General features: G+C 69.4%; 13 protein-coding genes. 7 read left to right on the forward strand and 6 right to left on the reverse strand.

All coding sequences use genetic code 11. The features are described from left to right. Nucleotides 1-254 precede the first annotated feature (254 nt). Both QWY76_RS13755 and QWY76_RS13760 read right to left on the reverse strand, forming a co-directional pair. Nucleotides 255-1181 (reverse strand): LysO family transporter, encoded by a 927-nt coding sequence (locus QWY76_RS13755; RefSeq protein WP_290311858.1) that lies wholly within the window; start codon nucleotides 1179-1181, stop codon nucleotides 255-257. 249 nt (nucleotides 1182-1430) lie between these two features. Further along, nucleotides 1431-2084 carry a hypothetical protein gene (locus tag QWY76_RS13760; RefSeq protein ID WP_290311859.1) on the reverse strand — a complete coding sequence of 218 codons (654 nt, stop codon included), beginning with the start codon at nucleotides 2082-2084 and terminating at the stop codon, nucleotides 1431-1433. Between the two features lie 143 nt (nucleotides 2085-2227). Between QWY76_RS13760 and QWY76_RS13765 the strand changes: the two genes are divergently transcribed. Then, a complete protein-coding gene (locus QWY76_RS13765; protein ID WP_290311860.1) occupies nucleotides 2228-2785 on the forward strand; it encodes a DJ-1/PfpI family protein in 558 nt (185 codons plus the stop codon). Between the two features lie 57 nt (nucleotides 2786-2842). On the opposite strand, the gene QWY76_RS13770 is transcribed toward QWY76_RS13765, so the two are convergent. The 4 genes from QWY76_RS13770 to ehuR form a co-directional block, all read right to left on the reverse strand. After that, entirely contained in the window at nucleotides 2843-4189 is a 1347-nt protein-coding gene (locus QWY76_RS13770; RefSeq protein ID WP_290311861.1) for a nicotinate phosphoribosyltransferase, read from the reverse strand. After that, nucleotides 4186-4758 carry a nicotinamidase gene (locus tag QWY76_RS13775; protein WP_290311862.1) on the reverse strand — a complete coding sequence of 191 codons (573 nt, stop codon included), beginning with the start codon at nucleotides 4756-4758 and terminating at the stop codon, nucleotides 4186-4188. Before QWY76_RS13775 ends, QWY76_RS13770 begins: the two co-directional genes overlap by 4 nt. Before the next feature lie 167 nt (nucleotides 4759-4925). Beyond that, nucleotides 4926-5861, reverse strand: a complete 936-nt coding sequence (locus tag QWY76_RS13780) for a 2-hydroxyacid dehydrogenase (protein WP_290311863.1) — start codon at nucleotides 5859-5861, stop codon at nucleotides 4926-4928. 10 nt (nucleotides 5862-5871) lie between these two features. Then, entirely contained in the window at nucleotides 5872-7278 is a 1407-nt protein-coding gene (gene ehuR, locus QWY76_RS13785) for a MocR-like ectoine utilization transcription factor EhuR (RefSeq protein ID WP_290311864.1), read from the reverse strand. A 210-nt stretch (nucleotides 7279-7488) separates the two neighbouring features. On the opposite strand from ehuR, the gene doeA reads away from it, so the two are divergent. The 6 genes from doeA (at nucleotide 7489) to QWY76_RS13815 (ending at nucleotide 14133) form a co-directional block, all read left to right on the forward strand. Further along, on the forward strand, nucleotides 7489-8688 hold the full coding sequence (gene doeA, locus QWY76_RS13790; RefSeq protein ID WP_290311865.1) for an ectoine hydrolase DoeA: 1200 nt from the start codon (nucleotides 7489-7491) through the stop codon (nucleotides 8686-8688). 135 nt (nucleotides 8689-8823) lie between these two features. Beyond that, nucleotides 8824-9861 (forward strand): N(2)-acetyl-L-2,4-diaminobutanoate deacetylase DoeB, encoded by a 1038-nt coding sequence (doeB, locus tag QWY76_RS13795; protein WP_290311866.1) that lies wholly within the window; start codon nucleotides 8824-8826, stop codon nucleotides 9859-9861. After that, nucleotides 9858-10334: an Lrp/AsnC family transcriptional regulator gene (locus QWY76_RS13800; RefSeq protein WP_290311867.1), complete on the forward strand. Its 477-nt coding sequence runs from the start codon at nucleotides 9858-9860 to the stop codon at nucleotides 10332-10334. The genes doeB and QWY76_RS13800 overlap by 4 nt, the downstream gene beginning before the upstream one ends. Nucleotides 10335-10560: 226 nt before the next feature. After that, a complete protein-coding gene (locus QWY76_RS13805) occupies nucleotides 10561-11430 on the forward strand; it encodes a carbon-nitrogen hydrolase family protein (protein WP_290311868.1) in 870 nt (289 codons plus the stop codon). A gap of 184 nt (nucleotides 11431-11614) precedes the next feature. Beyond that, nucleotides 11615-13087: a biotin carboxylase gene (locus QWY76_RS13810; protein ID WP_290311869.1), complete on the forward strand. Its 1473-nt coding sequence runs from the start codon at nucleotides 11615-11617 to the stop codon at nucleotides 13085-13087. Nucleotides 13088-13134: 47 nt separating this feature from the next. Beyond that, entirely contained in the window at nucleotides 13135-14133 is a 999-nt protein-coding gene (locus QWY76_RS13815; RefSeq protein ID WP_290311870.1) for a C45 family autoproteolytic acyltransferase/hydrolase, read from the forward strand. The last annotated feature ends 45 nt before the right edge of the window (nucleotides 14134-14178 follow it).

Here is a 14178-nt window from a genome sequence, read left to right on the forward strand (position 1 = left end):
AGCGGCGGCGAAAGCCGCGAGAGGAGGAACCCGCTGACCACCGCCAACCGCCACCGGCACGCAGGTCACGCCGCCGTGCGGCTGGCTGACCCCGGGAGAGCGGCAGGGTGCCCCTTGCCTACAGCGTCGGCAGCAACAGGATCAGCGGCGGCGAAAGCAGCGAGAGGATGAACCCGCTGACCACCGCCACCGGCACGCAGGTCACGCCGCCGTGCTGCTGGCTGACCCCGGGAGAGCGGCAGGGTGCCCCTTGCCTACAGCGTCAGCAGGAACAGGATCAGCGGCGGCGAAAGCAGCGAGAGGATGAACCCGCTGACCACCGCCACCGGCACGCAGGTCACGCCGCCGTGCTGCTGGATGACCGGCAGGGTGAAGTCCATGGCCGTGGCGCCGCCGTAACCGATGGCCAGCGCCGCCTGGCGGCGGATCACCAGCGGGATCAGCACGAAGGCCAGCAGCTCGCGGCCGAGGTCGTTGAAGAAGGCCACGCCGCCGAGCAGGGGACCGAGCTGGTCGCCGATCAGGATGCCGGACAGCGAGTACCAGCCGAAGCCGGCGGCCAGGGCCAGGCCCTGGTTCCAGGGCAGCTCGAGCAAGGGGGCGGCGAGCAGGCCGCCGGCCAGCGAGCTCGCCGCCAGGGTGGAGGCGATGGCCAGGCCGAACCGGTTGAGCAGGATCTGCCGGAGCGGCATGCCGGAGTTGCGCAGCTGGCAGCCGATCAGCGCGAGCAGCGCATAGAGCACCCACTCCGCCAGCCGCTCGGCCCAGGCAAACAGCGGCTCGCCCAGGGGACCGCCGGCGGCCACGCCCAGTACGACCCCCAGCAGCACCACCCCGACGAGCGAGAGGGACCCGGCCAGGGCGGCGAGCTTGCTGGTCGGAGCGCCGGCCACCGCCCGGGAGGGGTCCACCGCCAGGCGCAGCCGGCGGGACAGCCAGCCCAGCGCGGCCAGGTTGCAGGCCGAGGTCACGCCGAGCAGGGTCAGGGCCTGCCCGCCCATCCGCGAGAGCTGGCCGCCGAGGTCGTCGAGCCCGGCCAGTCCGATCCCCATCAGCAGCAGGATCACGTAGATCGAGGCATTCACGCCACGGTTGATCAGGGCCATCGGCTCCGCCTGTCGGACCCGGACCAGATAGCCCAGGGCCAGCGGCAACAAGACGATCAACAGACCGATCAGCATGCGAGAGTCCCTTCTCCATGGGGGCGCCGTCGGCGCCGCGGAAGCCGACCACTCTAGCAGCCTGTCGGACTCGACGCTGCTCGACTGCGAAACCCGGGCGTTCGGCCGATTTCATTCGATCTGATTCGTTGAATCGCGCGCACTTCACCTCATCCGATCGATGGGCTCGTCTCGAAGGCCGTCTTGCTCGTGATGATCGGTCGAATCCGACCGGCTGCCAGGCGCTCTTGCCCCGCGGCGGAAGGGGACTCAGGGCTCGGCCAGCGCGGTCAGGGTCAGCCGGCTGCGGCGCCGGCCGTCGCGGTGGTACTCCAGGGCCAGCAGCAGGCCGGGACGCCGCGCATCGAGGTCCAGCACCAGGCGCTTGTTCGCCTCGCCCGGCTCGCTGAGGGCGACCCTTACCCGCTCGAAACGACCCAGCGGCAGGGACAGGGCATCCCGCCTCAGCACCCGGTAATGCAGCACCTCCTCGCGGCCCTTGTGGTCACGGTAGCGCAGTGGGCAGTCCCGGGTGCAGCGATCGCCGATGGCCCGGCGGGCGAGGGCGACCAGCGCGCTCTGGCGGTCGGGCAGGGCGCCGAGGTCCCGCCGATCCAGCGAGTAGCTTCGCTGGATCCCCAGCAGCGAGTAGCCGGCGGCATAGTGCAGGGCGCGCACCCCATGCCCGGCGACCCGGAAGCGTCCCCACTCCCGCCCCCAGGCCCCGGGCAGCTCGGTACGCATCTCGCTCTGCCAGGCGTCCCCGGCATGGCGGAGGCGGTGGCGGATGTCGGTATCCGGCCAGCCCTCCAGCTGCAGGTGATAGCGGGCGCTGAAGGCCTGTGGCGGGGGCGCGGCCAGGGCGGGCAGGGCCAGCGACAGCAGCGCCAGCCAGCCGATGAGGCGCAGGGCGGAAAGGCGCATGGTGGTGCCCTCGATGGGGTGACTGTCCTGAGAGCGCGGCGGGTCGCCCCGGGTTCCCGCGGGTCATGGCCGATTCACCGATGGCGGGCTAGGCTGCCCTGGCAGGGCCCCGCTTTCCCTCCCCATGCACAAGGAGATCCCCCATGGCCAGCTTGCTGCTTATCGCCGGCGACTTCGTCGAGGACTATGAGATCATGGTGCCCTTCCAGGCCCTCCAGGCCATGGGCCACCGGGTGGATGCGGTGTGTCCCGACAAGCGCGAGGGCGATCGCATCCGCACTGCCATCCACGACTTCGAGGGTGACCAGACCTATTCCGAGAAGCCGGGCCACAACTTCGTCCTCAACGCCACCTTCGCCGAGGTCACCCCCGGCGACTACGACGGCCTGGTGATACCGGGGGGGCGCGCCCCCGAGTACCTGCGCCTGGACGAGCGGGTCCTGGAGCTGGTGCGCCACTTCTTCGACCACGAGAAGCCGGTGGCCGCCATCTGCCATGGGGCCCAGCTGCTGGCCGCGGCGGTCTCCCTGGAGGGGTTCCGGGTCTCGGCCTATCCGGCCTGTGCCCCGGAGGTCCATCTGGCCGGCGGCGACTTTGTCGAACTCGAGGTCGACCAGGCGATCGTCAGCGACACGCTGGTCACGGCCCCGGCCTGGCCGGCCCATCCGGCCTGGCTCGCCCGCTTTCACGAGTTGCTCTAGGCGCGGGCCGCGAGTCCCCGCCGGCGTGGCCCGCCCACCGGCGGGCCGTGTCCGGGGTCAGTCGCGGGCGACCCGGCGTTGCAGTGCCGCAGAGAGCGCTACCGGGTAGCCGCTCTCGCCGTGGTCGAGGCGTCGCAGCGTCGCCGGCAGGCGGGTCAGGGCCCGTGCCACCCGTTCCCGGGCGGTATCCGCCAGGGCCATCGCTTCGGGGACGGGCCGGCCCCCTTTCACGCTGGGCATCAGCAGGGGCGTGGCCGCCTCGATGGCCTCGTCCCGCCCGGCGATGATATCCCCGCGGAAGTGGCCGGTCGCGTCCCGGCGGCGAAACACCTGCTTGCGCCCGGGCAGGTTGATCTTGCCCGTGGAGTGCTTGACCCGCGGCGTGCCGGCGTACTCCACCAGCTTGTAGGAGAGGTCGATGACCGGCGCATCCGCCGCCACGCCCATCTGGGTGCCGACCCCGAAGGCGTCGATGGGGGCCCCGTCCGCGAGCAGTGCCTCGATGGCCTGCTCGTCGAGGCCGCTGCTGGCGACGATCCTGATGTCCTCATGGCCGGCCTCGTCGAGCAGGGCCCGCGCGCCCTTGGCCAGCTCGCCCAGGTCCCCGGAGTCCAGCCGGATGGCGCCGATGCGCAGCTCGGGCGCGTCGCGCATCAGCTCGATGGCCAGGCGCACCCCGGCGAGGGTGTCATGGGTGTCCACCAGCAGGGTGGTGTCGGGGTAGTAGCGGGCGAAGTCACGAAAGGCCTCTCGCTCGCTGTCGTGGGCGAGCACATAGCTGTGGGCCATGGTGCCGTTCAGGGCCAGGTCGTGGCGCAGGCCGCCGAGGACGTTGCTGGTGCCGGCCAGCCCGGCGGTGCGGTAGGCTCGCACCCCGCGCACGGCGGCATCCACGCCGTGCATGCGGCGCATCCCGAAGTCCACTACCGGCCGGCCCCGGGCCGCCATGACGATGCGCACCGCCTTGGAGGCGAGTACCGTCTCCAGCTGCACCAGGTTCATCACCAGGCTCTCCAGCAGCTGCGCCTGGGCGATGGGGGCGTCGACCTCCAGCAGCGGCTCGTTGGCGAACACCGGCGTGCCCTCGGGGAGGGTCCAGATATCGCCCTCGAAGCGCCAGTTCGCCAGCCAGTCGAGAAAGCCGCTCTCGAAGTGGTCGACGCTGGCCAGCCGGGCCAGGGCCCCATCGGTGAAGCGCAGCCGGCTGGCCACCTCGGCGGCATGCTGCTGGCCGCAGGCGAGCATGAAGCGCCGCTGGGGCGGCAGCCGGCGAAAGAACAGGCTGAAGGTGGCGACCTCGTGCATGGCCTCCTTCCAGTAGGCCTGGGTCATGGTCAACTGGTAGAGATCGGTAAGCAGCGCCAGTTCGTCGTCATCCACCTGGAGGGGCGTCGGCCGGCTCATGGGCGCACCTCGGCGCCGGCATCGGCGACTTCGCGCCGGCACGTCGCCACGCTGTCGGCATCCACCGCCGCGCTCAGCGACGCGAGCAGCAAGGTGTCGAAGCCCGCTCGGCAGGCGTCCAGCACGGTGGCCCGGACGCAGACGTCCAGGGCCAGGCCACAGACGACGACCCGGGTGATGCCGCGGTGGCGCAGGAAGCCGCCGAGGCCCGTGCCGTCGAATCCCGAATAGGCATCGGCATCGAAGGCCGTGGCCTTGCTGACGCGGATGGTCTCCGCCGGCAACCGGAGGTCCGGATGGAAGGCGGCCCCCTCGGTGTCCTGCACGCAGTGCACCGGCCAGGGGCCGCCGCGATGAGCGAAACTGACATGATCCACCGGGTGCCAGTCCCGCGTGGCGACCACCAGGGCGCCCGCTTGATGGGCCGCGGTGATCTCGGCGTTGATGCCGGCCACCAGGGCGTTGCCGCCGTCCACGGCCAGGGCGCCGCCCTCGCAGAAGTCGTTCTGCATGTCCACCACCAGCAGCGCGTCGCGGGGACCGTAGTCCACCTGAGCGTGACGCATCATGCACCTCCTTCGAGGTCGGTGTGTCTTCCCTCAGACTACGCCCTGCATCCGCTTTCGTGTAGAGCCCCTTCGGAAGCAGGGTGATTGCCGTGACGGGGCCGCGTCCTCCGTCCTCGCCCCGTCACCGGCGCCCCTCGGCATGCCTGGCCGGGAGCGATGCGGGCCCCTCAGTAGCCGGCCTCGGGGTCGATGGTCTCCACCGGCTCGCCGGCCTCGAGGGCACGCAGGGCGTCGACGACCTGGTCCACGGCCTCGGCCAGCGGCGTGGGACCGGCCATGTGGGGCGTGACGAGCACCCGCGGGTGGTGCCACAGCGGGCTGGTGCCGGGCAGCGGCTCCTCCGGGAAGGCATCCAGCAGCGCCCCGCGCAGCCGGCCCTCCGCCTCGCCGTCACCGAGGGCCTCGAGCAGGGCGGCCGCGTCGATCAGCGAGCCGCGGCCGGGATTGATCAGGGTGGCGCCCTCGGGCAGCGCCGCCAGGACGTCGGCGTCGATGATCCCCCGGGTGGCCGGGGTGTCCGGCAGCAGCAGTATCAGGCTCTTCACCCGGCCGAGCAGCGTCATCAGGCCGCCCTCGCCGTGGTGGCAGGTCACCCCGGGCAGCCGCTTGGGGGAACGACTCCAGCCATGCACCGGGAAGCCGTCGGCGGCGACCATGGCGGCCACCCGAGCGCCGATGGCCCCCAGGCCGAGCACGCCCACCGGCCAGTCGGCCTTGTCGACCAGCGGATGCTCGTGCCACTCGGCCCGCGACTGCTGGCGGGCGTAGCGGTCGAAGTCGCGCTGGAAGTGCAGCAGGCCATAGCGCACATAGTCGCCGATGGGCCCCGCCATGCCGGCATCGCGCAGCTTGACGATGGGCACGCCGCGGGGCAGCCCCGGGTTGTTCAGCAGGGCGTCGACGCCGGCGCCGAGGTTGACGATGCCCTTGAGCCGCGTCGGCTCGCCGAGCAGCTCGGCGGAGGGCTTCCAGGCCGCCAGGTAGTCCGCCCGTCGGCGCTCGGCGAGGGGCGCGGCGCTGGTGAAGACCTCGGCGTCGGGCAGGCGCCTGGCCAGCGCCTCGCGCCAGGCCTCGGCGGCATCGATGTGGACCATTACGCGCATGGGAGCTCCTTCAGTAGACGATCTGCATCATGGGGGGTGGGGCCTCGTCGAGCATCCCGCCGAGGCGAGCCAGGCCCTGCTCGAGGCGTGCGATATCGGGCTCGGCGCCCAGGCTGAGCCGGATGCGCCGCGGGGCCGGGGTCTGCTCGACCATGAAGGGCACCGCCGTGGTGATGGCCACCCCTTCCTGCTCGGCCTGCTGCTGGAGTTCCTCCGCCCGCCAGGCGGGGGGCAGCGAGACCCAGACGTGCAGGCTGGAGGGGCGGGCGCTGCGTTCATGGCCGTCGAGCAGCCTCGCGGCCAGTCGCTGGCGCTCGGCGAGCAGCCGGCGCTGCTCCGCCGCCATGGCCTCCAGGCTGTCGTCGGCGATCCAGGCATCGGCGATCTCGAAGATCAGCGGGGTGGCCATCCAGGTGGTGGCGCGCATCCGCGGCAGGGTGTGGTGCAGCTGGCCCCGGGGCACGCTGAGATAGCCGGCCCGGACCCCGGGCACGGTGGCCTTGGTCAGGCTGGTGACATGAAAGCCCAGGTGGGGCAGGCGGGCGGTGAGCGGGGTGAGGCCCGGCGGCTCGAGCAGGGCATGGACATCGTCCTCGATGAGCCAGACGCCATGGTGATCGAGGACCCGGGCCACGGCGTCGCGACGCGCGCTGTCCATGGTCGCGCCGGTGGGGTTGAGCTGAGTCGGCGTCAGGCACACGGCTTGCGGCTTGAAGCGCCGGCAGGCGATATCCAGGGCCTCGGGGACCACGCCACGCTCGTCGATGGCCACGCCGCGCAGCTGGAAGCCCAGGGTCCGGGACAGGGCGATCAGGCCATGGTCGGTGAGGGCCTCGGTCAGCACCAGGTCGCCGTGCTGGACCACCGTCGAGATGGCCAGCATCAGGCCATGGGCGGCACCGTTGCACAGCACCCGGCTCTCCGGCTCGCCGGGCACGCCGAGCCGCTGGCTCAGCCAGTCGCTGGCCCGCTCGCGCTGGTGGGGCAGGCCGGCGATGGGCCGATTGGCGGTCACCACGTCCGGTCTGGCCTGCTCGGCGAGCCGTGCCAGGGTCTCGCGGAAGCGCAGGTGATGGCCCGGCGGGCAGATCGGATGGGCGATGGACAGGTCGATCAGGGCGCTTTCATGGCGCGGTTCCTGGCCGCGCAGGTAGGCCGACTCCCGGGCGTCGTCGAGGGCATTGATCCAGGTGCCGCTGCCGACCCGGGCCTGCACCAGGCCCATCTTCTCGGCCTGGGCATAGGCGCGCGAGACGGTCTGCACGCTGACGTTCAGGGTCTCGGCCAGCTGACGGTGCGGCGGCAGCCGGGTCCCCGGGGTGAGGTCGCCCTGACGGATGGCCTCGGAGAGGGCACGAGCGATGGCCAGATACTTGGGGCCGGTATCCGAGAGATAGGGTGTCAGATCAATTGTCATGATGCAATAAAGCCTTTGACCGGTCGCCGATCGGGGGTGCTAGTATCAGCGTTGAGACATTGACCGGGAATTGTCATGACACATGCTAGCAAACGTCATGACAATTCACACGACCTTAGACGTGGCCGGCGAGTCCGCCCTTGCGCCCCGGCCGCCCCCAGGAGAGGACGTGGCCGGATTCGGTGATGTGATCGTTTGATGAGCGATTCCATGATTGAGGTTTCCCTGCCGTTCACTCGTGAGGAATATCTCGGCCGCCTGTGGAAGGTGCGCGCCGAGATGGCGAGTCGAGGCATCGATGTGCTGATCATCAGCGACCCCTCCAACATGGCCTGGCTGACGGGCTATGACGGCTGGTCCTTCTATGTGCACCAGTGCGTGCTGCTCGGCCTGGAAGGCGAGCCGGTCTGGTACGGCCGGCGGATGGATGCCAACGGCGCCCTGCGCACCTGCTGGATCGACCCGGAGAACATCACCTACTACCCGGACTACTACGTCCAGAACCCCGACATGCATCCCATGGACTACCTGGCCCAGACGATCCTCCCCGATCGCGGCTGGCACGAGGGCGTGGTGGGCATGGAGATGGACAACTACTACTTCTCGGCCAAGGCCTACCAGAGCCTGCTGCGCGAGCTGCCCCATGCCCGCTTCATGGATGCCAACGCCCTGGTCAACTGGTGTCGCACCATCAAGTCGCCCCAGGAGATCGAGTACATGCGCATCGCCGCCAAGATCGTCGAGGGCATGCACTCGCGCATCCTCGAGGTGATCGAGCCGGGGCTACCCAAGAGCAAGCTGGTCTCCGAGATCTACCGGGTCGGCATCGAGGGCTGGAAGGATGCCAGCGGCAATGTCTACGGGGGAGACTACCCGGCCATCGTGCCCATGCTGCCCACCGGCAAGGATGCCGCCGCCCCCCACCTCACCTGGGATGACTCGCCCTTCCGCGAGGGCGAAGGGACCTTCTTCGAGATCGCCGGGGTCTTCAAGCGCTACCACGCCCCGATGTCGCGCACCGTCTTCCTGGGCCGGCCCCCGGCGGAGTTCATCCGCGCCGAGTCGGCATTGCTCGAGGGCATCGACAACGGCCTGGCGGTGGCCAAGCCCGGCAATCGCACCGCCGACATCGCCATGGCCCTCGGCGCGGCCATGGACAAGTACGGCTTCGACCGCGGCGGTGCCCGTTGTGGCTACCCCATCGGCATCAGCTACCCGCCGGACTGGGGCGAGCGCACCATGAGCCTGCGTCCCTCCGACGACACCGTCCTCAAGCCGGGCATGACCTTCCACTTCATGCCCGGCCTGTGGGAGGAGGAGTGGGGCCTGGAGATCACCGAGAGCATCCTGATCACCGAGACCGGCTGCGAGACCCTGGCCGACTTCCCGCGCCAGCTGTTCGTGCGCTGAGCCTGGCGATGATCAGCAGGCGGGGCGCCGGGGGCAGGTCGTAGGGGAGGTCCTGCGATTGGCCTCCGGGACGGCCCCGAGTGTCGCAGGCGCAGTAGTGTCGCCTGCCGCAAGAGAACAAGGAGTTACATGGCCATGACCAAGCGACCCAGCCCGATTTCCGCCACCGTCGACTTCGACGCCGAGGGCGTCCAGCACGGTTTCCTCAAGCTGCCGATCTCCAACGACGAGTCCGCCTGGGGCGCGGTGATGATCCCGGTCACCGTGATCAAGCACGGCGAGGGGCCCACGGCCCTGTTGACCGGCGGCAACCACGGCGACGAATACGAGGGCATCACCGCCCTGCAGAAGCTGTCGAGCTCGCTGGCGGCCGAGGATATCCAGGGGCGGGTGATCATCGTGCCGATGATGAACACCCCGGCGGCCCAGGCCGGCCGGCGTACCTCGCCGATGGACGGCGGCAACCTCAATCGCAGCTTCCCGGGGGACCCCGACGGCAGCGTCACCGAGAAGATCGCCGACTACTTCACCCGCACGCTGGTGCCGCTGAGCGACGTGGTGCTGGACCTGCATTCCGGGGGGCGCACCCTGGACATCCTGCCCTTCGCCGCCTCCCACGTGCTCGAGGACCCCGATCAGCAGCGCCGGGCCCTGGCGGGCGCCAAGGCCTTCGGCGCCCCCTATGCCATGATGATGTTCGAGCTCGATGCCGAGGCGCTGTTCGACACCGCCGTGGAGCGCCAGGGCAAGATCTTCGTCGCCACCGAGCTCGGCGGTGGCGGCACCTCGACGCCGCAGAGCCTGGCCATCACCGAGCGGGGCATCCGCAACTTCCTGGTTCACTTCGGCCTCGTCGAGGGCACCCTGGAGGCGCCCGAGGCGCCCCAGGTGTACCTCGACATGCCGGATGCCAGCTGCTACGTGCAGAGCGAGCATACCGGCCTGCTGGAGCTCACCGTGGCGCTGGGCGAGGGCGTGGCGAGAGGGCAGGTCATCGCCCGGGTCTACGACATGACCCGCAGCGGCGCGGCGCCGGTCGAGTACCGGGCCGGGCGCGACGGCGTGCTGGCCGCCCGGCGCTTCCCGGCCAACGTCAACATGGGCGATACCATCGCGGTGATCGCCGAGGTCGTCGAGTCGCTCGGCGGAACCCCTGACCAGAGATCCCCATGAAGCTCGATCGTTACGACCTGAAAATCCTCGAGATCCTCTCCCGGGACGGGCGCATCACCAAGTCGAAGCTGGCCGAGGCGATCAACCTCTCGGTCAGTCCCTGCTGGGAGCGGGTCAGGCGCCTGGAGAAGGCCGGCATCATCGAGGGCTACGCGGCCCGGCTCAACCCCCGGGTGCTGGTGCCGCGCACGCCGGTCTGGGTACAGATCGAACTCAAGGCGCACCATGCCGAGAGCTTCGCGCGCTTCGAGGCCCTGGTGCATGACACGCCCGAGGTCACCGAGTGCGTGGCGGTGGGTGGCGGCGTGGATTACCTGGTGAAGGTCGAGGCGTCCTCCATCGACGCCTACCAGCGGCTGATCGATGCCTGGCTGACGTCGGACGTGGGCATCGAGCGCTATTTCACCTACATCGTCACCAAGACCGTCAAGCGCCCGGCGGCCGGCGTTTCGGCGGCCGAGCTGGCCCTCTAGTTCGTCGGCATGGAGCAGCTCCGAGCGCCAAGGCTAACTACAATAGCCATGGACTGCGGACCCACAGCGTTGATTTCGGGTGACGGACATGGGATAAGCTGGTCGAGGGGTGGGTAGAAGACCCACCCCTGCCGGGCGATCCCACCGGCGTTGACGAATCTTGCGGCGCCGGAGTGCTGGACCTAGCCCGACTGATTCGAGATCGCCTGACGCAGAGAGACCGCCGATGTCCTACTTCACGATTGCCGGTGTCCAGATGCATGCCCTGCATCATGGCGACAACACCGAGGCCATGCGCCATCGCATCGATGTGCTGATGAGCCGTTTTCCCCAAGTGCAGATGGTGCTGTTCAGCGAGCTGATGCCCATGGGCGCCTCGCCGCACCACGCCCAGCCCCTGCCCAGCAACGCCGAGGCGATGTTCTGCCAGCTCGCCGAGCAGCACCGGATCTGGCTGATTCCCGGCTCGATGTTCGAGCAGGCCGAGGGAGCCGTCTACAACACCCTGTCGGTGATCAATCCCCACGGCCAGGTGGTGGCCCGCTATCGCAAGATGTTCCCGTTCCGCCCCTACGAGGCCGGGGTGGAGAGCGGCAGCGAGTTCGTCACCTTCGACGTGCCGCGGGTCGGCCGCTTCGGGGTGTCGATCTGCTACGACATGTGGTTCCCCGAGACCACCCGCACCCTGGCCGCCATGGGCGCCGAGGTGATCCTCCACCCGACCATGACCGATACCATCGACCGGGATATCGAGCTGTCCATCGCGCGGACCAACGCCGCGGTGAACCAGTGCTACTTCTTCGACATCAACGGCGCCGGCGCCATCGGCAACGGCCGCTCCATCGTGGTGGGGCCCTCCGGGGACGTCATCCACCAGGCCGGCACCGGCGAGGAGATCATGCCCATCGAGGTGGACTTCAGCCGGGTGCGCCGCGAGCGCGAGACCGGCCTGCGCGGCCTCGGCCAGCCGCTCAAGAGCTTCCGCGATCGCCGCGTCGATTTCTCGCTGTATCGCCACGAGGGCGGCTCCACCCCTTTCCTCGATACCCTGGGGCCGCTCGCCAAACCACAGCGCGCCGATATCGAGGAATACTGACTCGCCAGGGACAGGCGCCAACGGAAGAGGAGGTCCCATGCTTACCCGGATCCTGCACGTCCTGCGTCGCCTGTTCGACCCGTCCCGGGCCGCCGGCCCCGCCGGCGCGTCCCCGCCCGACCGGCCCGCCCCCGCCAAGGGGGCGGGGCAAGGGTCATCCGCCGATAGCCAGGGAGCGACAACGATGAGCAAGATAACCAGCATTGCCGATGTCCGCCGCCACTTCCTCAACAACAAGGAGCCGATCTACTTCATCTCGGCGACCAACTTCAACCTCCTCGGGATCGGCGACTGGGTGGGCAACTTCCGCCATATCAACTACATCGACTGCTTCGAGGGGCGCCAGCGCAACGTCTTCGTGCCCCGGGAGAAGTTTCCCCGCGACTTCGAGAGCATCGAGGACATCAACAACTACCTGCTCGAGCACAAGGAGGTCATCGACTTCCTCCAGTCGCGGGCCGACGGCGACAACGCCGGCACCGCGACCTTCCTGATGTTCGACGAGCACACCGAGGAAGTGTGCGAGCAGCTGGGCCTCAAGGTGGCCTTCCCGCCGGCGGAGCTGCGCTCGCGAATGGACAACAAGATCGAGACGGTGCGCATCGGCAACAAGGCCGGGGTGCCCAGCGTGCCCAACGTGCTGGCCAGGGTGGGCAGCTACCAGGAACTCTGCGAGGTCAGCCGCGAGCTGGGCACCGACCTGGTGGTGCAGACCGCCTTCGGCGATTCCGGCCACACCACCTTCTTCATCGCCAGCGAGGACGACTACTACAAGCATGCCGAGGAGATCGAGGCCGAGCCCGAGGTCAAGATCATGAAGCGCATCAACTGCCGCGGCTCGGCCATCGAGGCCTGCGCCACCCGCTGCGGCACCGTGGTCGGCCCGTTGATGACCGAGCTGGTCGGCTTCAAGTCGCTGACCCCCTACAAGGGCGGCTGGTGCGGCAACGAGATGTTCGCCGGGGCCTTCAGCCAGGAGGTGCGCGACAAGGCCCGCGAGTACACCTTCCGGTTCGGCGAGGCGCTGCGCGAGGAGGGCTATCGGGGCTATTTCGAGCTCGACTTCCTGATCGACATGGACAGCCAGGAGGTCTATCTCGGCGAGCTCAACCCGCGGGTCACCGGCGCCAGTTCGCTGACCAACGTGGCGGCCTTCGCCCATTCCGACATCCCGCTGTTCCTGTTCCACCTGCTGGAGTTCTCGGCGCTGGACTTCGACCTCGATATCGCCGAGATCAACGAGCGCTGGGCGCACCCCGACAGCATCGACAGCTGGAGCCAACTGGTGATCAAGCATACCGAGGAGTCGGTCGACCTCTTGACCCAGGCGCCCCAGTCCGGTGTCTGGAAGATGGCCGAGGATGGCAGCATCGCCTACGACCATTACGATTCCCACCCGCATGCCGCCGAGAATGAACGGGAGGCCTTCTTCCTGCGCATCAGCGGCGAGGGCGACTTCCGCTACGAGGGCGCCGACCTGGGCATCCTGATCACCCGTGGCCGGCTGATGGATGACGACTTCCAGCTCACCGAGCGGGCCCGCGCCTGGATCGAGGGCATCCGCGGCCAGTACGCGGGCCAGTCGCTGCAGGATCCGGTGGTGGAGGAGGTCGCCGTCAGCCATGCGGTCGGCGGCGGCAACTTCAAGATCCTATGAGCGGAGAGCAAGGCACCGACCCGCAGGGCCGGATGCCGCGGGGCGCGATGGACAAGATGCTGGACTTCCGGACCGTGCGCGAGGACAGGCCCGGCGCCCGGTGGAAGTCGCTGTTCGACTACCACTGGCCGGCCTACGAGCACTGGTACCTCAGCGAGGGCGAGCGCGAGCGGCCGGCCTACCTGGCGTGCTTCAACGCCCTGCGTCGCCATATGCCGGAGTTGCTGGGGACCTACCGGGCCCTCTGCGACCTGGCCGGCGGTGGCGACCTCAGCGCGCGACTGCTCAGCCTCTACCGTCCGCCCCCCTATATCACCGGCTGCTCCCAGGCGGTGCTGGCCCGGCCCGGGTCCACGCTGCTGGCGCGCAACTACGACTATCCGCCGGAACTCTGCGAGGGCACCATCCTCTACAGCCGCTGGAACGAGCGCCGGGTGATCGCCATGTCCGATTGCCTGTGGGGCGTGCTCGACGGCATGAACGATGCCGGCCTGGCCGTCTCCCTGGCCTTCGGCGGACGCAAGGTGGTCGGTGACGGCTTCGGCGCGCCGATCATCCTGCGCTACATCCTGGAGTTCTGCGACAGCGTGCCCCAGGCCGCCGAGGTGCTGGCCCGGGTGCCCACCCACATGGCCTACAACATCACCGTCGCCGACCGCGCGGGGCGCTACGTGACGGCGATGATCGCGCCGGACCACAAGGCCAGCATCCGGCGCGTGCCGGTGGCCACCAACCACCAGAAGAAGATCGAGTGGTATGCCCATGCGCTGGCCTCCGAGACGCTGATCCGCGAGCGCCAGCTGTCGATCCTGGTCGACGACCAGGCCACCACCGAGGAGCGCCTGGTCTCGGCCTTCTTCGCGCCGCCGCTGTTCCGCCACGACTACGGACGGGGCCTGGGCACGGTCTATACCTCCGTCTACCGCCCCGCCGAGGGGCGCGCCCAGTTCCACTGGCCGGGCCTGCACCTGAACCTGACCTTCGACGACTTCCCGGAGGAACGCATCACCGTGCGTTATGGCACGCGCGGCCTCTATTCGGGCTGAGCCGCAACGCCTCCCTGCAGAACAACGACCGAGAAGGGTGTCGCC

Source organism: Halomonas maura, assembly GCF_030409305.1.
Classification (GTDB): Bacteria; Pseudomonadota; Gammaproteobacteria; order Pseudomonadales; family Halomonadaceae; genus Halomonas; species Halomonas maura.